Annotated in this window: 15 protein-coding genes and 1 tRNA gene; 5 read left to right on the top strand and 11 right to left on the bottom strand. The window is 62.2% G+C overall.

Going from position 1 to position 19,868, the window contains the following annotated elements; all coding sequences use genetic code 11:
* From IQ25_RS20575 to IQ25_RS20550, 6 genes are all read right to left on the bottom strand, one after another.
* Positions 1-1,456: long-chain fatty acid--CoA ligase (locus IQ25_RS20575; protein WP_144908156.1), on the bottom strand; the 1,456-nt coding region annotated here is incomplete at its 3' end.
* Positions 1,453-2,250 (bottom strand): glucose 1-dehydrogenase, encoded by a 798-nt coding sequence (locus IQ25_RS20570; RefSeq protein WP_144908155.1) that lies wholly within the window; start codon positions 2,248-2,250, stop codon positions 1,453-1,455. The genes IQ25_RS20570 and IQ25_RS20575, both read right to left, overlap by 4 nt.
* Positions 2,251-2,275: 25 nt before the next feature.
* The gene (locus IQ25_RS20565; RefSeq protein ID WP_144908154.1) at positions 2,276-4,864 is read right to left on the bottom strand and encodes a TonB-dependent receptor; all 2,589 of its coding nucleotides are present in this window, start codon (positions 4,862-4,864) and stop codon (positions 2,276-2,278) included.
* A gap of 164 nt (positions 4,865-5,028) precedes the next feature.
* Positions 5,029-6,456 carry an aldehyde dehydrogenase family protein gene (locus IQ25_RS20560; RefSeq protein ID WP_144908153.1) on the bottom strand — a complete coding sequence of 476 codons (1,428 nt, stop codon included), beginning with the start codon at positions 6,454-6,456 and terminating at the stop codon, positions 5,029-5,031.
* Positions 6,456-7,409, bottom strand: a complete 954-nt coding sequence (locus tag IQ25_RS20555; RefSeq protein ID WP_144908152.1) for an alpha/beta hydrolase — start codon at positions 7,407-7,409, stop codon at positions 6,456-6,458. The genes IQ25_RS20560 and IQ25_RS20555 overlap by 1 nt, the downstream gene beginning before the upstream one ends.
* Positions 7,406-9,541, bottom strand: coding sequence for a PQQ-dependent dehydrogenase, methanol/ethanol family (locus IQ25_RS20550; RefSeq protein ID WP_258537086.1), 2,136 nt, complete (start codon positions 9,539-9,541; stop codon positions 7,406-7,408). Before IQ25_RS20550 ends, IQ25_RS20555 begins: the two co-directional genes overlap by 4 nt.
* A gap of 152 nt (positions 9,542-9,693) precedes the next feature.
* On the opposite strand from IQ25_RS20550, the gene IQ25_RS20545 reads away from it, so the two are divergent.
* Complete coding sequence (locus tag IQ25_RS20545; RefSeq protein WP_158637822.1) at positions 9,694-10,743, top strand: AraC family transcriptional regulator; 1,050 nt, start codon at positions 9,694-9,696, stop codon at positions 10,741-10,743.
* 42 nt (positions 10,744-10,785) lie between these two features.
* Here IQ25_RS20545 and IQ25_RS20540 read toward each other — a convergent pair whose 3' ends face one another.
* Positions 10,786-12,294, bottom strand: coding sequence for a flavin-containing monooxygenase (locus IQ25_RS20540; protein WP_258537085.1), 1,509 nt, complete (start codon positions 12,292-12,294; stop codon positions 10,786-10,788).
* Positions 12,295-12,701: 407 nt separating this feature from the next.
* Between IQ25_RS20540 and IQ25_RS20535 the strand changes: the two genes are divergently transcribed.
* Positions 12,702-12,908 carry a hypothetical protein gene (locus IQ25_RS20535; RefSeq protein ID WP_144908150.1) on the top strand — a complete coding sequence of 69 codons (207 nt, stop codon included), beginning with the start codon at positions 12,702-12,704 and terminating at the stop codon, positions 12,906-12,908.
* Between the two features lie 63 nt (positions 12,909-12,971).
* On the opposite strand, the gene IQ25_RS20530 is transcribed toward IQ25_RS20535, so the two are convergent.
* A tRNA-Leu gene (locus IQ25_RS20530) sits at positions 12,972-13,058 on the bottom strand.
* Between the two features lie 225 nt (positions 13,059-13,283).
* Between IQ25_RS20530 and IQ25_RS20525 the strand changes: the two genes are divergently transcribed.
* Positions 13,284-14,249, top strand: coding sequence for a complex I NDUFA9 subunit family protein (locus IQ25_RS20525; RefSeq protein WP_144908149.1), 966 nt, complete (start codon positions 13,284-13,286; stop codon positions 14,247-14,249).
* A gap of 7 nt (positions 14,250-14,256) precedes the next feature.
* On the opposite strand, the gene IQ25_RS20520 is transcribed toward IQ25_RS20525, so the two are convergent.
* Both IQ25_RS20520 and IQ25_RS20515 read right to left on the bottom strand, forming a co-directional pair.
* The gene (locus IQ25_RS20520) at positions 14,257-15,021 is read right to left on the bottom strand and encodes a YkgJ family cysteine cluster protein (RefSeq protein WP_144908148.1); all 765 of its coding nucleotides are present in this window, start codon (positions 15,019-15,021) and stop codon (positions 14,257-14,259) included.
* Between the two features lie 167 nt (positions 15,022-15,188).
* Positions 15,189-17,519: a TonB-dependent receptor gene (locus IQ25_RS20515; RefSeq protein WP_144908147.1), complete on the bottom strand. Its 2,331-nt coding sequence runs from the start codon at positions 17,517-17,519 to the stop codon at positions 15,189-15,191.
* A 166-nt stretch (positions 17,520-17,685) separates the two neighbouring features.
* Here IQ25_RS20515 and IQ25_RS20510 point away from each other — a divergent pair, with 166 nt between their 5' ends.
* Together IQ25_RS20510 and IQ25_RS20505 are read left to right on the top strand one after the other, a co-directional pair.
* On the top strand, positions 17,686-18,297 hold the full coding sequence (locus IQ25_RS20510; protein WP_144908146.1) for a TetR/AcrR family transcriptional regulator: 612 nt from the start codon (positions 17,686-17,688) through the stop codon (positions 18,295-18,297).
* Between the two features lie 509 nt (positions 18,298-18,806).
* The gene (locus IQ25_RS20505) at positions 18,807-19,307 is read left to right on the top strand and encodes a helix-turn-helix domain-containing protein (protein WP_144908145.1); all 501 of its coding nucleotides are present in this window, start codon (positions 18,807-18,809) and stop codon (positions 19,305-19,307) included.
* Positions 19,308-19,556: 249 nt separating this feature from the next.
* On the opposite strand, the gene IQ25_RS20500 is transcribed toward IQ25_RS20505, so the two are convergent.
* Positions 19,557-19,868, bottom strand: a 312-nt coding sequence (locus IQ25_RS20500; protein WP_144908144.1) for a transposase, incomplete at its 5' end; no start/stop codon positions are given.

The following is a 19,868-nucleotide window of genomic DNA, read 5'->3' as shown; positions in this document are numbered from 1 at the left end:
CGGCCCCGGGCTTCCTGACCACCACCAGCAGCGGCCGCTCGTCCCACTTGGGGTGATAGATGCCGATCGCCGCGGCTTCGGCCACCGCCGGATGGCCGATCGCTGCATTCTCCAGTTCAACCGAACTGATCCACTCCCCGCCAGACTTGATCACGTCCTTGGTCCGGTCGGTCAGCTGCAGCGTCCCGTCCGGGTGGATCAGGCCAACGTCACCGGTATCGAACCACTGTCCGGCCACAACCGCATCGGCCTCGGCCTTGAAGTAGCGCTTGACGATCCACGGCCCGCGCACCTGCAGGGCGCCGGACGTCTTGCCATCGCGTGGCAGCACCTTCTCGGGGCCGCCCAGATCGACGCAGCGGATTTCTACCCCGAACGGCGGACGGCCCTGCATCGCCTTGACGGTGACCTGTTCGTCGAACGAAAGCTCATCCCAGTTCCATGTCTCGGCACCGGTCGTGCCGATGGGCGAAGTCTCGGTCATGCCCCAGGCATGGGCCACACGCCGCCCGGCGCGCATGAAGCGCTCGATCATCGCGCGCGGCATGGCCGATCCGCCGCAGACGATGGTCTGCAAAGTCGGAGGAATCTCACCCCCATTATGGGCATCGACATGCTGGAGCAGCGCCAGCCAGACGGTCGGCACGCCGGCAGAGCAAGTCACCTTCTCGCGGTTCATCAGATCGCACAGCACCGCGCCATCGTTCACCGCCGAATAGACGAACTTCGCCCCCGCTGCCGCGCCTGCCCATGGCAGACCCCAGCTTGCCGCGTGGAACATCGGCACGATAGGCAGCATGACCGAGCGGCAGTCCATCCCGAACACCGGCGGGCTTATCGCGCTCAGCGCATGGAGCATGGTCGAGCGGTGTTCGTAGAGCACGCCCTTGGGATTGCCGGTGGTGCCGCTGGTGTAGCAAAGCATGCACGGATCGCGCTCATCGCCATCATGCCACTCGGCCTGCCCATCCTCGCCACCGATCCACTCCTCGAAGTGCAAGGCAGGCTCGCTGTTGTCGAAGCAGATATAGTGTTCGACCGTGGGCCAGCGCGGTTTCATCCGCTCGACGATCGGCGCCCAGACCCTGTCAAACAGCATCACGCGGTCTTCGGCGTGATTGACGATGTATTCGAGCTGATCGTCGAACAGGCGCGGATTGAGCGTGTGGAGAATGCCGCCAACGCCCACCGCACCGTACCAAGAAACCAGATGTCGGTGATGGTTCATCGCAAGCGTCGCGATGCGGTCCCCCGGCTGCACGCCCAGCTTGCGCAGTGCCTGGGTCATGCGCAGCGCGTCATGGCGGATCCCGGCCCAGTTGGTCCGCGTCTCGCTGCCATCGGCCCAGTGGCTGACGATCTCGCGGCTGCCATGCTCGCGCGCAGCATGATCTATCAGATGTGTGACCCGCAGCTTCCAGTCCTGCATCGCGCCGTCAACCGGAAGCGAGGTCATGCGATCAGCCCTCCATCGACCACAAGTTCCGAGCCAGTCATGTAGCTGGATTCGTCTGACGCAAGGAACACGACTGTCGCAGCGATCTCTTCTACTTCGCCAAAACGCTGCATCGGGATCCGCTCCAGCGTCTTGTCTGCAAAATCTTCGGGCAAGTGCGCGAGAGCATCCTGCACCAGTGCAGTCCCGACGTAGCCGGGATGAACGCTGTTGACCCTGATGCGGTAGCCCGCCCTTGCGCAATGGATGGCGGCGGACTTGGTGAGCAGGCGCACGCCGCCCTTCGAGGCATTATAGGCGGGCACATGTGGATTGCCGACGATGCCTTCGATGGACGACAGATTGATGATCGATCCGCCGCCGTCGCGCATGGCAAGCACCCCCGCGCGCGTGCCGAGGAACACTGCGTCAAGATTGATCGCCATTGTCGTTCGCCAGTCTGCGAATGTCTGCGTCTCGATCGATCCAGGCAGAGCGATACCGGCGTTGTTTACCAGGATATGCAGACCACCAAAATGCTCAACCACTTGGTCGCACACCTCCTGCCAGCCCTGCTCCTGCGTCACGTCCTGTCGTAGAAACAGGGCTTCAACGCCATCTGCGCGCAGCCTTCGGGCCAAGGCGTTCCCCTTGTCCACTCGTATGTCGGTAATCACCACCTTTGCGCCTTCCCGCGCGAAGGCATGACTGACGGCGCTACCGATCCCGCGGCTGCCACCAGTGACAAGCGCAACTTTCCCTCTCAGGCGCACGTGGTAAGTCCCCCTGCTGGCGACGAAAAGAGGGGCGGGCATTGCCCGCCCCGAGTTAGGTGGCTCATCAGAAGCGCGCGGTAAGCTCCACGCCATAGGTGCGCGGCGTGCCGCGGTTGAGGTAATCGAGACCGAAGATGTCGATGTTCAAGCCGTAGCTGTAGTAATACTTGTTGGTCAGGTTCTTGACCCAGAGGCTGGCCGAGTAGTTGCCCTTCTCCACCGTCATCCGACCGTTGACGAGCCAGTAGCCCGGATTGCCGCAGGTAATGGCGATACCGGCAGGCCGCACCGCGCCCGGCGCGCCCGGTCGATCGCAGGGCTTCAGGCCATAATCGCCAAACGGATCGAAGTAGTAGCGCCCCGTGTAAGCCGCATCGCCGCGCAGATTCACGCGCCAATCGCCGGACTTGTAGGCATCCCAGTCCAAGCCGGCAGAAAATGTCTCGCGCGGGGCATTGGGGAACGGATTACCGTTGACGTTGCGGGTCGGGCTGGATGGATCGGCGGGGGTGACGACATTGCCACGATACTCGCTGCGCAGCAGGCTGGCCGATGCATCGAGCCGGAGTGTCGGCGTGATCTGCCACGTCAGCTCTGCTTCACCGCCATACAGACGACCATCGGCACTGCGGGTGAAGGTCGTTGCGCCGATGACCTGGGTAACCTGATGGCCCTTGTAGTTGTAATAGAACCCGGCAAGATTCAGCTGGACGTGCCGATCGAACAGTCTGGCCTTCAGGCCACCTTCGTAAGCGTCGATGGACTCGGGCTTGATGAAGTAGACCTGGTTCGTGCCCTGATAGGCCAGCCCGTTGAAGCTGCCTCCGCGATAGCCTCGGCTGTAGTTGAGGTAGCCCATGATATCATCGTTGAAATCATAGGACACGTTGACGCGGCCGGTCAGGCGGTTCGCGGACTCGCGCTGTTCGAGCGCGGGCAGGTTTGCGTTGTATGGGAAGGAATAGGGGATCGTGCTGGCGACGATGTTCCGCCCGCCAAGGTCATATAGAACGGTGCGCCCATCGAGATAATTGATCTTGTCGCGCGTGTAGCGAAGACCGACGCTGACAGTGAGGGCATCGGTGAAGTTGTAGCTTGCGTCGGCATAGATCGCGAACGAGGGCCGGCTCACGGTGAAGCTCTGTTCGCCGTTGATCGGGCCGAACGGAGGCGCACCAGCCGCGCGGCACGCTGCCGAGATGGCACCGCCAAAGCCGCCGCCGCCCGAGTTGTTGAGCTGGATATCCGTCAGAAGCGCAATCAGCGAGCGGGCATCGAGAAAGCCGTTCGGGTTGCCTGTCGCAACGGGTGCGCAACCGGCAGCCGTGGTGGGATCCAGCGCCGGATTGACCGCGAATGCCGGGATGATCGCTGCTGCCTGAGGTGCCGATACCGGTGCGTTGAAGAAGCTGTCGCCAACGCCCGCGGAACGCAGCAGAGGCTCGAGCACACCGAAGAAGTCGATCTCGTTGCGGGTCTTGATCGTGTCCTTGCCGTAATAGACGCCTGCAACAAGATTGAGCTTGTCGGCCTGGAAGGTGAGGCGCAGGTCCTGATTGAAGTTCTTGCTCAACGAGTTGTAGCGCAGGGCACAGACATCATTGGGCGAACCATCGCAATCGAACGGCGAGTTGCTGTACTTGCCCCAGTCGTAGCCGGTGATCGACGTAAGCGTCAGACTGTCGGAAAGTTCCGCTGCGACGCTTAGCGAGAAGCCGCGCGACGCAGTGTAATAATTGCCGCCTGTATCGGCAGCCACTTCATCCTTGCCAAGTGGGCGGCCGCCATTCTGGGCAGGGTCGAAGCGGGAGTATCCAAGCACATCCCGGTCGCCAGCCAACTGACCGATCGCATAAGGGTTTGGCGCCAGCGGATTGTCGCGCGCGAAGTAGCCTTTCAAGTTTACGTCGATTGCCTCGGTCGGCTTCCATCGCAGGCTGGCGCGGCCGGCATAAGTGTCGGTGGTGCCAGTGCGGCGGTTCTGGGCAGGGTTGAACTGCCAGCCATCCCCCTTGGCGAACGTACCGGCTACGCGAATGCCAAGAACATCAGGCACGAGCGTCGCCTCGACCGCGCCTTCCGCAGTCCAGGTGTCGTAGTTGCCGTAGCCGACCGTGGCATAACCTTCATTGCCTGCGAGCTTCGGCTTGTTGGTGAAGAAGCTGATCGCGCCACCGGTGGTATTGCGGCCATAGAGCGTGCCTTGTGGTCCGCGCAGAACTTCGACCCGTTCGAGATCGTAGAGCTGCTGGCCGTGGCTGGCGCGAAAGCTTTGGTAAACTTCGTCGACATAGACGCCGACTGGCGATGCGGTCGATGCGGAGAATTCGTTGGCCACGGAAACGCCGCGCAGCGAGAAGTTTGGCTGGGTGCGACCATAAGGCGTGGTGATCTGAAGGCTGGGCACGAAGCCCTGCAGGTCGGACGTCTCGCTCACGCCCCGCGACTGAAGTTCGTCGCCGGCCAGCGCCGAAACGGCCAGCGGCACGTCCTGCAAATTCTGCGCGCGCTTCTGGGCGACGACGACGATGTCGGCCACTGCGCCTTGGTCGCTCGATTCCACGGCTTCCTGGGCTTGCGCCGACACGGCGCACAGTCCGATCCCGGCAGCTCCGGACAGCAGGATTCCCCTCAGCTCAAGGTAAAGCTTCATGTGTCTCTCTCCCTCAATTCTTATTGCCGGACCAATTCCGCGAGGTGCGGGTGTCCGGACGGTCGTTTCTGGTTCGCAAATTGCGTCAGACTGGCTTGGCGAGCCATGACGCCGCGTGCCAAGTTCTTGGCTCGTGGTGCCAAGTCAGTGGCCCGCTGGCGCGGTCAGGCAGGTGCGAAACCGAGCACCGCCTTGGCCTCCATGAACTCGTGGAAGGCGTGCTCACCCCATTCGCGGCCATTGCCGGACTGCTTGTAGCCGCCGAACGGAGCGTTCAGATCGAGCGCTGCATAGTTGATCAAGACCTGTCCTGCCCGCAGACGCGAGGCGATGGCGCGTGCCTGTTCGAGATCGGGGGACTGCACATAGGCGGCAAGGCCATAGACAGAGTCGTTGGCGATTTTGACAGCTTCTTCGACATTGCTGTAACCGATCAGCACCACCACCGGTCCGAAGATCTCCTCGCGCGCGATGGTCATCTCGTTGGTGACATCCGCGAAAACGGTCGGCCTGACATAGTAGCCGCGGTCCAGGCCTTCGGGACGGCCGGTGCCGCCAGCGACGAGTGTCGCTCCTTCGGCAATGCCTTGCGTGATCAGTGCGTGGATCCGGTCCCACTGGACCTGCGATACGACGGGACCAAGCGCCACGGCTTCGGTCGGAGAGCCGACAACTTGCCTCGCAATGGTCGCTGCGGCAACGGACTTCGCCTCATCCATCCGGCTGATCGGCACGAGCATGCGTGAAGGCGCGTTGCAGCTTTGACCGCTGTTTATCATCATTGCTTCGACGCCACGCGCCACGGCATCAGCCAGGTCTGCATCGGGCAGGATTATGTTGGCCGATTTGCCCCCAAGCTCCTGGTGAACCCGCTTCACGGTGGGGGCGGCATCGCACGCTACCTGCACGCCGGCCCGCGTCGATCCGGTGAAGGAAACCATGTCGACGCCGGGGTGGGAAGAGATCGCCGCGCCCACGCTGGGGCCATCGCCGTTGACCATGTTGAACACGCCAGCGGGGACGCCAGCGGCGTGGATGGCTTCGGCGAAGACCTGCGCGCTGAACGGTGCCACCTCGGAAGGCTTCAGCACCATTGTGCAGCCAACCGCCAATGCGGGGGCCACCTTGCAGGCGATCTGGTTCAGCGGCCAGTTCCATGGCGTGATCATGCCGACAACGCCGATCGGTTCGGCGGTGATCAGGGTTGATCCGATGGCGCGGTCGGGCTGGAGCCCGGCCAGGACCTGACGAGCAATCTGGAAATGACCGATGCCGAAGGGGACATGGGCGGCCGAGGCAAGCCCGGCCGGTGCGCCCATTTCTTCGGTGATCGCCGCGGCCAGGTCGTCCTTGCGGGCCACCAGTTCTGCCAGCACGCAGTCCAGCAACTCAAGCCGCTCGGCCCGGCTGGTCCGTCCAAAGCTTTCGAAGGCTCGGCGTGCGGCAGCCACGGCACGGTCCACGTCTTGCGCGGATCCCATGCTTATGGTTCCGGCCACGTCCTCGGTTGCCGGATTGATGACCTCGAGCGAGCGCGGCTGCGCCGGCGCCACCCATGTGCCATCAATGTAGAAATCAAGGTAGTTGCGCATCAGGATTCCCCCTGCAAGTCTGGCTTGCGATTTCTGAGCAGGTCGGCGAGCAGAAGCGCTCCGCGTACGATCTGGGCGTCGCCGCTCGGCAAGGCGCGACGCATTGTCGCCATGCCATGGATGAGGCCGGCGGCCTCCAGATAGTGACATTCGGCCCCTTGCATGATCAACCGCGCGGCCAAGGCGCGACCCTGGTCGCGCAAAGGGTCCAGCCCCGCAGTCAGGATCACGGTCGGTGGCGAGATCGCCGGCAATTCGTGAAGCAATGGGGAGACGTCGCGGTCTTGCCGGGTTGCCACATTCGGCAGGTAGTCTTCGATGAAGCGGTGCATCAGCTTGCGATCAAGCAGGAAGCCTTCGGCGAACTGGGCATAGGAGCCTTCCTCAGGCTCGGTACAATCGCCCACCGGATAGATCAGGAACTGGGCCAGGCGCTGAGCAGGTTCGAGTTTTCCGCCGACCGCCAGCGCAAGGGCGCCGCCGGCGCTGTCTCCGGCAAGCGCGATCCCTTTGACCGGGGCTTCAAGCACCGAGGGGCCCTGCGCCACGAACCGTGCGGCAGCAAGGCAATCATCGTGCGCAGCCGGGTAGGGATGTTCGGGCGCTAGGCGGTAGTCCACTGACACCACCCGCAGCCCCGTCACGGAAGCAAGGCGGGCGCAGAGAGCGTTGTGCGTATCAAGGTCCCCAATCACCCAGCCACCGCCGTGATAATAGACGATGACCGGCCCCGGTTGCGCATCGCCGGGGAAATAGGCGCGCATCGTCACGCCTTCGCCCTTGAAATCGACCGTGCGAACGGCCGGGTCGGCAGCCTCTTCGAATGCATCGCCAAGCTGGTGATACACTTCGCGCGCAGCGGGTGCGGGGAGATCGCCCAAATGAGGGCCGTCCATCGCGGCAAGCGCTTGAAGGACGGCGGCCGTTTCGGGCAGAATAAAGGGGGCGCTCATTTCGCGCCTCCCTTTTCCTGCTGCTGAAGCAGCAGCGCCCTGGAGGAGACATAGGCGCGCAGGGCCTCGGCATCTTCGCCCGACAAGGTCTGGGCAAAGCTGATCATGCCGCGGTCCTTCAGCGCTCCGCCGATGACCACAGCGTTCCACGCCTCGGCGCTGGGCAGCACGCCCGACCGCCGCAGGTCGGGCACCACGCCGCTCGAGACTGCGCCCGGCCCATGGCAGGCCCAGCAATCTCTCTGGAACAGGGCTTCACCGCGCGCCACGATGGCTGGCGGAAACGCCTCTGCGGACGGATTGGCCGGGGCCCTTTCAATCTTCGCTACCACAGGCAATTTGGTCTTGGCCCCGATGCGGAAGACATAGATGCGGCCATTGGGCCGGGGGCCGGGATTGTCGTTGAAGTAGGATGTCAGGGCATAGGCGCCGCCATAGCCGGCCAGCACGGCGACATACTGGTGGCCGCCGGATTCGAATGTCATCGGCGCGGCCATGATCGCCATGCCAACGTTGGTGCTCCACAGGATCTTGCCATCGCTGGCAGCAAAGGCGCGGAAATTACCCCGGGTATCGCCCTGGAAGACCAGCCCGCCAGCAGTCGCCAGCACGCCGCTGTTCCACGGCTCGGGATAGTCGAAGCCCCAGGCCTCCTTCTGGCGGACCGGATCCCACGCGATCAGTCGACCACCCAGAAGGGCGCGCGTCGCGGCGACCTGCGCAGCATCATCGGGCGGCGACGTGCGCTGCGTTTCCAGGCCCAGGTTCCACCGACCGGGGCGGAAGGCGTAGTCCGACGGCTGTTCATAGGCGAACAGCGCCTTGTTGGCCGGAATATAGACAAGGCCGGTCATGGGGCTGAAGGCCATCGGCTGCCAATTGTGCGCGCCCAGCGCGCCCGGCATCACCACGGCCGGTGCCTTTTCGAAGCGCGAGGCAGGAACCTCGACCGGTCTGCCCGTGGCCATGTCGTACCCGGTGGCCCAGTTCACATCGACGAAGTTCTTCGCAGACAGCAACTTGCCGTTGGTGCGGTCGATCACGAAGAAGAAGCCGTTCTTTGGCGCTTGCATCAGCACCTTGTGCGGCTGACCATCGATGGTCAGGTCGGCGAGCGTGATCTGCTGGGTGTTGGTGTAGTCCCAGGTCTCGCCGGGCGTCGCCTGATAGTGCCAGCGATAGGCGCCGGTATCGGGATCCAGCGCCACGATCGAAGACAGGAAAAGGTTGTCGCCCTTGCCCTCGCTGCGGATGCGATAGTTCCACGGACTGCCATTGCCCACGCCGATGTAGAGCTGGTCGAGTTCCTCGTCATAGACGATGGAGTCCCACACCGTTCCGCCACCGCCCTGCTTCCAGTATTCGCCGAACCAGGAGGACTGCGCCTTCTGCGCCAGAATGCTGTCGGAGGCCGCGCCATCTGGCCCATCCGCCGGGTTCCCCGGCACAGTGTAAAAGCGCCAAGCCTGCTTGCCCGTGCGCGCATCATACGCTGTCACATAGCCGCGCGCGCCGAGTTCCGCGCCGCCATTGCCGATCACGACCCGCCCCTTCACGATGCGTGGCGCCCCGGTGATGGTGTAGGTCTTGGACTGGTCCACCGTAACGACCGACCACACCGGCTTCCCGGTCTTGATGTCCAGCGCAATCAAGCGTCCATCAAATGTGCCGAAGTACAGCTTTCCGTCAAAGAGCGCCGCGCCCCGGTTGCCGACGTCGCAGCAGCCCTTTGCGCCGTACTCGCCCGGCACCTCGGGATCGAAGTGCCACAGCTGGCGGCCCGTTACTGCGTCGAAAGCATAGACCTTGGACCAGGCTGTCGTCACATAAAGCACGCCGTCGTGTTCGATCGGCGTGCCTTCCTGCGCACGATTGGTGTCGAATTCATAGGACCATGCGAGACCCAGGTTGATCACGTTCTGCGAGTTCACCTGCGCCAGGCTGCTGAAACGCTGCTCCTTGAACGTGCCGCCATAGGTCACCCAATCTCCGGCCTGGCGCGAGCTTACCAGCAGCTTCTGCCACGCAGCGTCCTGCAAAGCCTGCGGCGGCGGTGCGATTTGCGATGATGCGGTTGCGGAAATGGCAATGGTCGTGACCGCGAGTGCGGCCATTCGCGCGAGTTTCGACACGGTCTCTCCCCTTTATGGTGGGGAGGAATGTGTCTCTAACTGCCAAACCCGGCCATGGCGTGGCGCGCCAAGTTATTGACGCAGTCTGCCACCGCGCCGTATCGTCGGCACAAGACCGTGAAAAAATCGGCGAAGTTGGGAGACTGGATGCCATGAACCCCGAGGCTCTTTACGCCGCTTTGCCGGATCTCAGCGCGCGCATCATCCAGTCGGCCGTCGTGAATACTCTCAACGCCAACTGGGATTCCTTTTGCCGCCACAATCAGATCAAGTCCTTGAAACTTGACGATGATCCGAGAGAGGTGCTGGCCAAGGAAGAGTTGATCATACAGCAAGGCTTTGTCCAGCTCACCACCGGACAGACCGACCTGTGGTTCGACATCGGCCAGCGGTACCGTTCGATCAAGTACGGCGCACTCGGGCTGGCAATGATGACCGCCGGAACGCTGGGCGATGCCTTGCAGATCGCCTGCAAGTATCAGGCGCTGACCTTTTCCCTGATCCATTACCGGTTCCAGACCATCGAAAACGGCGCCGCTGTCCTGGTCGCCGATCACGAGGGCATTGCCCCCGACCTTTACGAGTTTACCCAGCATCGCGATCTGGGCGCGGTTAACACCCTGATCCGGGACCTGATGGGGAATGAGCAGGTGCTCGAACGCGTGATGATCGCAGTGGACGCGCCCCGTAACTGGTCGGAATTGCGCCGCAGCTTCAATTGCCCGGTCGAGTTCAATGCCGATCGGACCCGGTGGGTTTTCCTGCCGAACGCTGTGGGCAAGGCGCTGCCGCTGGGGGATGTCGAACTGCAGACGCTTTATCTGACACGCTGTGATCAGACCATTGGCAAGGCGCGCTCCGATGCGCCACTATCGCATCGCCTGTCCATGCTTCTGGGCTCGTGCCCGGATGCCGGCGCGTTGCAGGCAGGCGATGCCGCGCGACGCCTGGCGCTTTCCGAGCGAACTCTGCACCGCAGACTAGCCGATGAGGGCACTCGGTTTTCCGCGATCGTCGACAAGGCCCGCTACGATCGCGCCTGCCAGCTGCTCTCCGATCCCAGGATGACGGTGGAAAGCATTGCCTTCACTATTGGTTTTGCGGAACCATCCAGCTTTTCGCGGGCCTTCAAACGCTGGTCCGGCATGGGAGCGCTCGAATACCGCCGCAACCTGCTTGGCTTGGGATCGAGAACCAATTAGGCCCGGGCCACATTTTCCCTGCGGCGCCGGGCCCCGGCTTGGTTAGCGATAGACGAATTCCGGTCCGTCGAGGTCGATGGAAGGAATGTCCTCGGCTTCCATCCAGTAATCCTGCGAATGTCGCCACTCGGGACGATCGCCCAGCCGCTTGGGCAGCTTGTCGATGTCGCGCATCAGGTAGCCGGGATTGAAGTTGTCGTCTTCGATCCACTGGGTCAGAGGCTCGTCGGCAAGGTCGGTCGGAACCACGATCCGGATCTCGCTGGCGCCCTTGGCATCGGCATGCTGCAGCAGGCGGCAGACTAAGTCGCCCAGCAGGTCGACCCGCAGCGTCCAGGCCGCGCGAAAATAGCCGAAGACCCACGCAAGATTGGGAACATCGGCGAACATCATACCGCGGAACGTGGGGGTGCTGCTCCAGTCGACCGGCTTGCCATCGACCTCGAATTCGATCCCGCCCATCACCAGAAGGTTGAAGCCCGTCGCCGCCACGACGACATCCGCCTCAAGATGCTCGCCCGATTCCAGCGCTATGCCGCTGGCGGTGAAGCGGGCAATTTTGTCGGTCACCGCGGAGACCTTCCCCTCCCGCATCTTCACGAACATGTCACCATCCGGAATGAAAGCCAGCCGCTGCTGCCATGGGCGATAGCGCGGCACGAAATGAGGTGCGAATTCGAATTCCTCGCCCGCATAGAGCCTGACCAGCGCCTTTAGTTCTTCCACGACCACGTCAGGCTCGGTGCGGGAACGCCGATCGAGTGTCTTGAGATTGTGCAGGTAATCCAGCCGAGCGCAGCGATGGACGGTTTGCTCGTCGACGCCGATCTCGCGCAAGCGATCGGCCAGTTCGGAACGGTTGGGATAGCAGAAGAAGTAGGTCGGCGATCTCTGCAGCATGGTGACATGCCCGGCCTTGTCCGCCATCGCCGGGATCACGGTGGCCGCCGTGGCGCCCGAACCGATGACAACCACCTTCTTGCCGGCGTAGTCAACGCTGCCGTCCCACTTCTGGGCATGGACGAGCGTACCCTTGAAGTCCTCCATGCCGGGCCATTGCGGCAGGAAAGGATTTTCGTGGTCGTAGTATCCTTGGCACATCCACAGGAAGTTGCACTTGTACGTCTTGGGCTGACCGCCGGTGGAACCGCGTGTTTCCACGGTCCACATCCGCTCGCTGCTTGACCATGAGCAACGGACAATGAGCGTCCCGTACCGGATGTGCTGATCGATGTCGTTCTCTGCGATCACGCTGGACAAGTACTTGAGGATCTCATCCCCCGACGCGATCGGTGCCCCGACCCACGGCTTGAACCGGTAGCCGAAGGTATAGAGATCGGAATCGGATCGCACGCCGGGATAGCGGTGAGTATGCCATGTGCCGCCGAAGCTCTCCTTGGCCTCAAGCACGGCAAAGCTTTTGCCGGGACATTGGGTTTTCAGGTGATATGCGCTACCAATCCCGGAAATACCGGCGCCGACGATGAGTACGTCAAATGTTTCCGCTTCGCCTTGCGTCTGGACAGCTGTCGCTTCAAGCACATCGGACACGGTTATTTTCCTCTCGTTTCTGCTGCCGTACGCGGCAGAGCGAACTCACCGCGGGCTTGATGTTTCAATCCGCAGTTCACCCCGAACCGGGGCGAGAGGCCACGTCTGCATTTGCCAACTTTCTGACCGGTTCCGCCACCGGCGATGGCCGGGTCGACCGTGGAAACGGAGTGAAGCGCCGACCTGCAGACACCCTGCGATCCGCTTGACGAGGAAACGATCCCAAGAGATTGCGCTGAATGGTCGAAAGCGCGCCCGAAGCTACGGAGCCAAACAGTTCGCAGGCGTCATCAATGCTAGGGGACGAAAAGCGCCGAAAAGCGCGTTTCTCAGAAAGTGGTGCCCAGAAGAAGCACGTTCGAGTCCCTCATAGGAACTCATATTGACCGCTAAGTAATTGACTTGGCTTGGACGTTTCTGAGGAATATCGCCTGTCGATTGAGGCGGCGAACGAAGCCATCCTCGACCGCTACATCGAAACGGGTGCGAGGACAGTCCTGTTGCCAGAAGGCTTGTCGGAGATTTGCTCCGACCTGCATGAGCAAGTCGAGCCTGCCGTCTATCTCGCTGCCGGTCTGACACGCAAACCGAAGCAATTTCAGAAGGTGGAATAAATGGTGGAACGGCGATTTCAATCGCCCACAAAATCTAAGTATCTCAGATACTTAGATGAGTAGTGGTGCCCAGAAGAGGACTCGAACCTCCACGCCCTTGCGAGCGCCAGCACCTGAAGCTGGTGCGTCTACCAATTCCGCCATCTGGGCACGGGGCGGAAGGCAAAAGCGCCGTCCGCCGGGTAGGAGGGCGCCACTAAGGGATGGGCAGCGGGGTGTCAACGGGGCAAATTCGCTTGAGGCTGACTCTTTTTGCAACCACGCCCGCTACGGGGAGTTTGACCATTGAAACCGCGCCCCGTGCTGTGCCAAAGGCGGCGCGACGGATGGCCTGATGCAGGCCGGATTCCCTTGGTGAACGGGCAGGAAACGCACATGGCAAACGGCAGGACGCGCGATCTCGATGGCATGCTGGTGGCGCTGGTGGGCGGCAGCGGCTTCTTCGGGACGCATCTGGCGCAGGAACTGCTCTCGCGCGGCGCACGCCTGCGCGTGTGCAGCCGCCATCCGGAACGCGCTTTCCGCCTGAAAACGCTGGGCGGCCTCGGCCAGACGCAGTTCGTGGCGACCGACGTGCGCAAGCCGCACACCGTTGCCGCTGCGCTCACCGGCGTTGATGCCGTGGTCAACCTTGTCGGTGCGTTTTCGGGCGATCTCGATGCGTTGCAGGGACAGGGCGTTGGCCGGATTGCACAGGCGGCCAAGGACGCAGGTGCGCGTGCTTTCGTGCACATCTCGGCGCTGGGTGCCGACGCGGCGTCCGACGTACCCTATGCCCGCAGCAAGGCCGAAGGCGAGCAGGCCGCACTGGCTGCTTTCCCCGGCGCCACCGTCGTGCGTCCCTCAATCCTCTTCGCCGAGGACGACAACTTCCTCAACATGTTCGGCGGGCTCATGGCCAAGCTGCCGGTTTTGCCGGTGTTCGGCCCCGATGCGAAGCTTCAGCCGGTGTTTGTTGACGATGCGGCCGAGGCTGTCGGCAACGCGCTGGCCGATCGCCAGGCCCATGGCGGCAAGATCTATGAACTCGCTGGTCCCGAAGTGATTACCATGGGCGAACTTAACCGCCGCATCGCCAAGGCTGCAGGCCGCACGCCGGTGCTGATCGAATTGCCCGATGCCGTATCGGGCGCATTCGCTGCGTTGACCGGCTGGCTGCCCGGCGCGCCGATGAGCACTGACCAGTGGAAGCTGCTCAAGGCTGGCAATGTTGCTTCAGGCACGCTGCCGGGGATCGAGGCACTGGGCGTCAGTCCTCGTCCGCTCGGCCTGTTCCTGAGCCGCTGGATGACCCGCTACCGCAAGTTCGGTCGCTTCGGCGCGCGCGCCAAGTCGGCCTGAGGCGGCTTCACTCAGGCAGTCTGTCGTCGGCAAAGCTCGGAAGATAGGCCGAGCCAGCCGCGATCAATCGCGCGGGGCAATCGAGTCCAGCCAGCATGTCGACCGTGTTCTGGCGGTTGCTGACGATGGTCCAGTGCTCTGGCGTGGCCCAAAGCTGCTCTTCGGCCTCTTCGAACGCGACCAGAAGCTCGGATGGGTCCACCTCGCAAACGGCAAGCCCTTCGCCTGCCAGAGCTGACAGCGTGAAGCCCAGTGCCCCCGCGAGCCGTCCTTTGAGGTCAACGTCCTCGATCATGGTGCGTCGGTGGTCAGCGAGCAGCGCTGCGGTACTCGCGTCCGCCGGTGCGCCGTTGCGCTCCAGCACCGGCAATGCGCTGTTCCACGCTTCTGGCGGGCACTTCCGCGCTTCGGGCGTTACCTGCTCGAACGGGCGGCTCTCCAGCGGATAGATTCGGCATATGCGAGGGCGGTTGGAGTAGTTCCCGCAGCGCATGTCGGGCAGGAGGTGCGGGCAGGGGCCTTCGTGCCGCGCCACCAGCCGCAAATTGATCCGGAACGGAACGTCTCCGACCAGAGCGGGGAAGCTCGTCGCCTTGCGCCATTGCATGACGGGATCATCAGGATCGCCGTCATCCGGCCAGGGCCAGCCCTCTGCCAGCAGGTCAACCTGATGCCCGCGCCCCGCCCACGCCTGTGCTTCGGCGACACTCAGCGTCAGCCGCAGGTCATGGCAGCAGCGCCCACATTGCGTGCAGTCGAAGTGCAGTTCCATGGGCAGAGTAGAGCCGAGGCGGTGGCGGGCAGGAAGCGCAGAACCACCGGGAATGGACCATTCGCTCGATGCAAGAAGCCCCGGCCGTTTGCGACCGGGGCTTCCTGTGGCGTAGCGGGTGTTGGGAGGATTGAGGGCACCCGCCTCGCGTGAAGGTCAGTGCAGGATCAGAAGCGCACGCCCACGGTCACGTTCCACGTGCGAGGATCGCCGTAGTACACCGTCTGGATGTTGCCGACCGAGCTGAACTCCTGGCCGTCGGTCTTGTAGAGCGTGTTGCCCACGTTCTTGACCGCACCGCGCAGGTAGAACTTGTCGAAGTCCACCTGGGCATAGAGGTTGCCGATCAGGTAACCGTCTTCGGTCAGCCCCTGGCGATTGTCGACCGAGAGGTACTGCTTGTCGACGAAGCGCACGTCACCGCCCAGCGTGAGCGAGGCATCGCCCAGCGAGACGCGGTATTCGCTGCCGGCGCGCAGGGTGAGCGGCGGTGCGAAGGCCGGGCGGCAGGTGATCTGCGCACCCGTCGGGTTGCAGCTGAACGCCGCACCACCTGCAGGCGGCAGGCGGCGCGGATCGTCGAAGCGCTTGTAGTCTGCGTCGAGGTAGCCGACCGAGGCGAACAGCGTCAGCGGCGTGACAGGGCGGACCGAAATGTCGAACTCGAAGCCCTGGATGCGCAGCTTGCCTGCGTTGAGTACCGGGAAGCTGCCGCCGAGGCCAACGTTCGTGCCGTTGCCGACGCGGGCCTGGAAGTTGTTGTAGTCGGTGTAGAAGGCTGCTGCCGAAATGTTGACGCGGCCATCGAGGAAGGTGCCCTTGGCACCTGCTTCATAGGACCAGACTGTCTCCGGTTCGAAGTTAGGCACCACGGTCGTCACGCCATTGCGCGTGACCGAGATGTCGCCGTTCGAGTTGACGCGGCCGTTGAAGCCGCCTGCCTTGAAGCCGCGGCTGGCCGAAGCGTAGAGCAAGGTGTCAGGCGTCGGCTTGTACGAGAGGCTGACCATCGGGGTCCACGCATCATAGCTGACGTCGTTATCGCCGGTGAACGGCGCGGGCAGGTTGTCGGGGAAGCAGTAGCGGATGTTGTTGAGCAGGCCGAGCGTGGAGGCGGTGACCGTGCAGCGGTTGTAGGTCTTCTTTTCGTGCGTGTAGCGCAGGCCCGCAGTCATCGAGAGCTGCTCGGTGAAGTCGTAAGTCAGCTGGCCGAAGGCCGCGTAGCTTTTGGTCACCTGCTTGTCGTCGATAGTGCGCAGGAAGGTGATGGGCGCGCCGTTGAAGGCAAACAGCCCGTCGGCATAGGCTTCCTGGTGCGAACTCACGTTTTCGTTGAGGTAGTAGAGTCCGAAAACGCCCTTGAGCTTGTCGGAATCGTACTTGAGCTGCAGTTCCTGGCTGAACTGGTTCTGGCGAACGCCCACGAAGACGTCGCCCAGTTCGAACTGGGTGGCGTCGATGTCGATAAAGAAGTCGGTCTTCAGCTTGCGGTAGGCAGTGATGGAAGTCAGCTGGAAGCTGTCGCTGAGATCGACGTTGATCGTGCCCGAAACACCCCAGTGATCGAGCTTCTGGCCCTGATCGGGGGCAAGGCTGGTCGAGGCCTTGTAGTCATAGGGGCCATAGGGATTGGCCGGAGCGAGCACGACCGCACCGCGCGCGAAGTCGGTCTGGATCAGCGGGGCGGTGAGATAGCCAAGCGTGGCTGCGTTGCGCTGCCGGGTGTAGTCGCCGGCGATGCTGATCTCGACCGTCTCGGAGGGCTTGGCGCGCAGGATGGCGCGGCCCGAAAGGTTGTTGCGGTCGTTGTACTTGCGGCCGGTGCGCGGGTCGGTGACGATGCCGTCGCGGTCGTCATACACCCCGGCGAGAGAGAGCGCGAGCTTGTCGGTGACGAGCGGGGCGGAGACGTAGCCCTTGGCGGTCACTTCATCGAAGCGGCCGTAGGTGAAGGCAGCCTCACCCTTGACCGTATCGAGGTTGGGCTTCTTCGACACGACGTTGACCGCGCCGCCGATGGTGTTCTTGCCATAGAGCGTGCCCTGAGGCCCGCGCAATACTTCGACCCGCTCGACATCGAACAGGTTGAGCAGTGCGCCCTGGATGCGGCTGAGGTAAACGCCATCGACATAGACGCCGACTGCGGGATCGAAGGTCTGCAACGCGTCGGGCTGGCCGATGCCGCGGATGAAGAAGTTTGCGCTGCTGGCCGATCCGCGACCCTGCACGATGTTCACGTTGGGAATTGCGCCCTGGATGCCGGAGAGGTCCTTGGCGCCAGCGCGTTCGAGCGCATCGGTGTTGAGCGCCGAGATCGCGATCGGCACGTCGAGAAGGCGCTCCTCGCGGCGGCGGGCGATTACGGTGATCTCGTTGCCGGTCGCAATGTCCGACGCATCATCGGCAGCAGGGGTCTCCTGCGCGAAGGCGGGCATTGCGGGCAGGGCGAACAGCGCAGCAGTTGCGGCCAGCGTGGCGCGCATGGAAATTCGGGTCATCAGACAGGCTCCCTCTCGCGGACCGCTTCGTCCGCCTGAACCCTCAATATTGAAAGTTGAACCACCTTTCAACTTCTCGTTGTGAGATTGCCCGTTTGTCGCTAGTCATCGTGGCGAAACGGCAACAGACAGCTGGGGGGTGGTCTTGTCGTTGGGAGGATCGCAGATGGCGCAGGTGAGCGCAGCCAGTCCCGGAAAAGTACCGCGCACAGCGCGAGGGCGTGAGACTTTACGCCGCCTGCTTGATGCGGCGGCGGCTGAATTTGGCGAGCGTGGCTTTCACGAAGCCTCGGTCAGCGGCATTACGCGCCGCGCGGGCACGGCGCTCGGCAGCTTCTATACTTACTTCGATTCCAAGGACGCGATCTTCACCGCCTTGGTGCGCGACATGTCTGCCCGCGTGGCAACGGCAGCTGCTGCTGCGGTGAGCGAAGGGGCGACGGGCTTGCGGCGCGAGCGCGATGCACTCATCGGGTTTCTCCACTTCGCGCGTGAGCACAAGGAGATCTACCGGATCATCGACGAAGCCGAATTCGCCGATCCTGAAAGCTACCGCGCTCACTACGAGGGCACCGCCTCCCGCATCGCCGCGCGACTGGCCGAAGGCGTGACGGCAGGATCGATACGTGACGGTGAACAGGAAGTGCGCGCTTGGGCCATCATGGGCATGAACGTCTTCCTGGGCCTGCGCTTTGGCGTGTGGGACGACAATCGCACAGTGGAGGACATCGCCGAAGTCGCGGCGGACCTGTTGGGTGAAGGGTTGCAGGCCAGGTAGGCCCTGACTGCAAGGCGAGCACAAAGTGCCCATCGATAGATCTCGCTTATGCAAGAGCATTCAAGCCACATTGGCGTAAATTCGCATTGCGAAGTGTCCTGACGCATTCAGCGTCAGAGACCGTGACCGGACGGCCTGTTATCAGAATGGGGTCCAAACGCAGCTTGGCTCTTATTCTGTCCTGCCGCGATCGCCGATTCTTCTCGCTCACATTGTGAGCATGCGCGGGTCTTTGCTGACATGTCTATCCGGCAGTCATTTGGGATTTCTCGAATCAGGTCGGAATCAGAGCTAGTTTGGTTCGCTTCAGGCTTTGTGCCGGATTATGATGCTGTCAGTTATGGGCAGGTCAGTAATGTCCTGGCGATGAAACTTTAGCCAATTTGGCCGTATTTCTGCACTAGATACAGAAATCACGAAATGTGATCCAGATCACATCGTCAAATTGATGTGTTTGGCGAGGGTGTGCATTGAGAAAGAGTGAAAATTTTGCGGTAGAATTGTAGGATTTGAGCGAGAAGCAGCGCGAAGTACTTGATCTCGTGCTTGATCGCAGAACCAACAAGGAAATCGCTGCCATCTTGGGCATTTCTCCGTCCGCAGTTGAGCAGCGATTGCAATCTGTGCGTCGTCGGCTCGGTGTTGTAAGTCGCGCTGACCTTGCCCGAACCTATCAGGACCTGCTCAACGCCTGTCAAAACCTGACAGGTGAGAAATTGCAGGTGGCCGAAAAATCATTGGCGGTTCAACCATATGATGGTGATCGGACAGCACCAGCGCTGAATTTTGAGGCGGAGCAAGCCGTAAGATCGGGGGGTGGACAGGTGGGGGCGCGGAGCGTTGGCAATCCGCCCGTCGGAATGACTGAGCCCCTTCGTGGTAGCGGTCTTCTGGCGTGGCTGGATCGGATAGCGGGAATGCCCGGGCGAATTGCGGCAATTACTGTGACTGCGACGTCTCTGGCCTTCTTGCTGGCAATTGCAACGCGTCTTGCCGACGCCGGACGATGATGAGCGGTGTGGAGGCGACGTGGACGCCTGGTTGATGTAGTCAATTTGACGCGAAATTGGGTTCATAGTCAATTCGAGAAGATTTGAAGGTCATGATAGTATTTGGACTTATCCTGACTTTTGCAAACTTCTGCATTGCTATCTGGTTGATGGTATTCGGGAAAGATGATCTGAGACTGTCCGGCTGGGTTTTGATGATGATTCTCGCCGTAAATGTAAGAGCCTGATTCGAAATTATCCTTCGTAAATTCATGACCTTGCGATGCGGCGGGTGAAGAGCTGGATCGAGGCGATAAACAGCCATGCGGTTGCCGAGGCGATGGTTTGCTCGAAGTCCTTGGCGAGACGGCGGTTCCGATTCAGCCATGCCAGCGTCCGTTCGACGACCCAACGGCGTGGAAGGACCACGAAACCCCTTGCGGTATCGGACCGTTTGACGATCTCGAGGGTCCATCTGCCGATCCGGCTCAGCGCCTGCCGGAGTTTGTCGCCAGCATAGCCGCCATCGGCAAACACATGGCGCAGCCACGGGAAGCGCTTGATGATTTCGGTCAGCACCAG

This window comes from Novosphingobium taihuense (assembly GCF_007830315.1).
Lineage (GTDB): Bacteria > Pseudomonadota > Alphaproteobacteria > Sphingomonadales > Sphingomonadaceae > Novosphingobium > Novosphingobium taihuense.
This window is presented reverse-complemented; position numbering and strand designations above follow the sequence as displayed.

Bases quoted from the DNA above. Each gene is read 5' to 3' on its own strand.
- IQ25_RS20570 (WP_144908155.1), bottom strand. From the start codon at position 2,250: ATGCCCGCCCCTCTTTTCGTCGCCAGCAGGGGGACTTACCACGTGCGC.
- IQ25_RS20565 (WP_144908154.1), bottom strand. From the start codon at position 4,864: ATGAAGCTTTACCTTGAGCTGAGGGGAATCCTGCTGTCCGGAGCTGCC.
- IQ25_RS20560 (WP_144908153.1), bottom strand. From the start codon at position 6,456: ATGCGCAACTACCTTGATTTCTACATTGATGGCACATGGGTGGCGCCG.
- IQ25_RS20555 (WP_144908152.1), bottom strand. From the start codon at position 7,409: ATGAGCGCCCCCTTTATTCTGCCCGAAACGGCCGCCGTCCTTCAAGCG.
- IQ25_RS20545 (WP_158637822.1), top strand. From the start codon at position 9,694: ATGAACCCCGAGGCTCTTTACGCCGCTTTGCCGGATCTCAGCGCGCGC.
- IQ25_RS20525 (WP_144908149.1), top strand. From the start codon at position 13,284: ATGGCAAACGGCAGGACGCGCGATCTCGATGGCATGCTGGTGGCGCTG.
- IQ25_RS20520 (WP_144908148.1), bottom strand. From the start codon at position 15,021: ATGGAACTGCACTTCGACTGCACGCAATGTGGGCGCTGCTGCCATGAC.
- IQ25_RS20515 (WP_144908147.1), bottom strand. From the start codon at position 17,519: ATGACCCGAATTTCCATGCGCGCCACGCTGGCCGCAACTGCTGCGCTG.
- IQ25_RS20510 (WP_144908146.1), top strand. From the start codon at position 17,686: ATGGCGCAGGTGAGCGCAGCCAGTCCCGGAAAAGTACCGCGCACAGCG.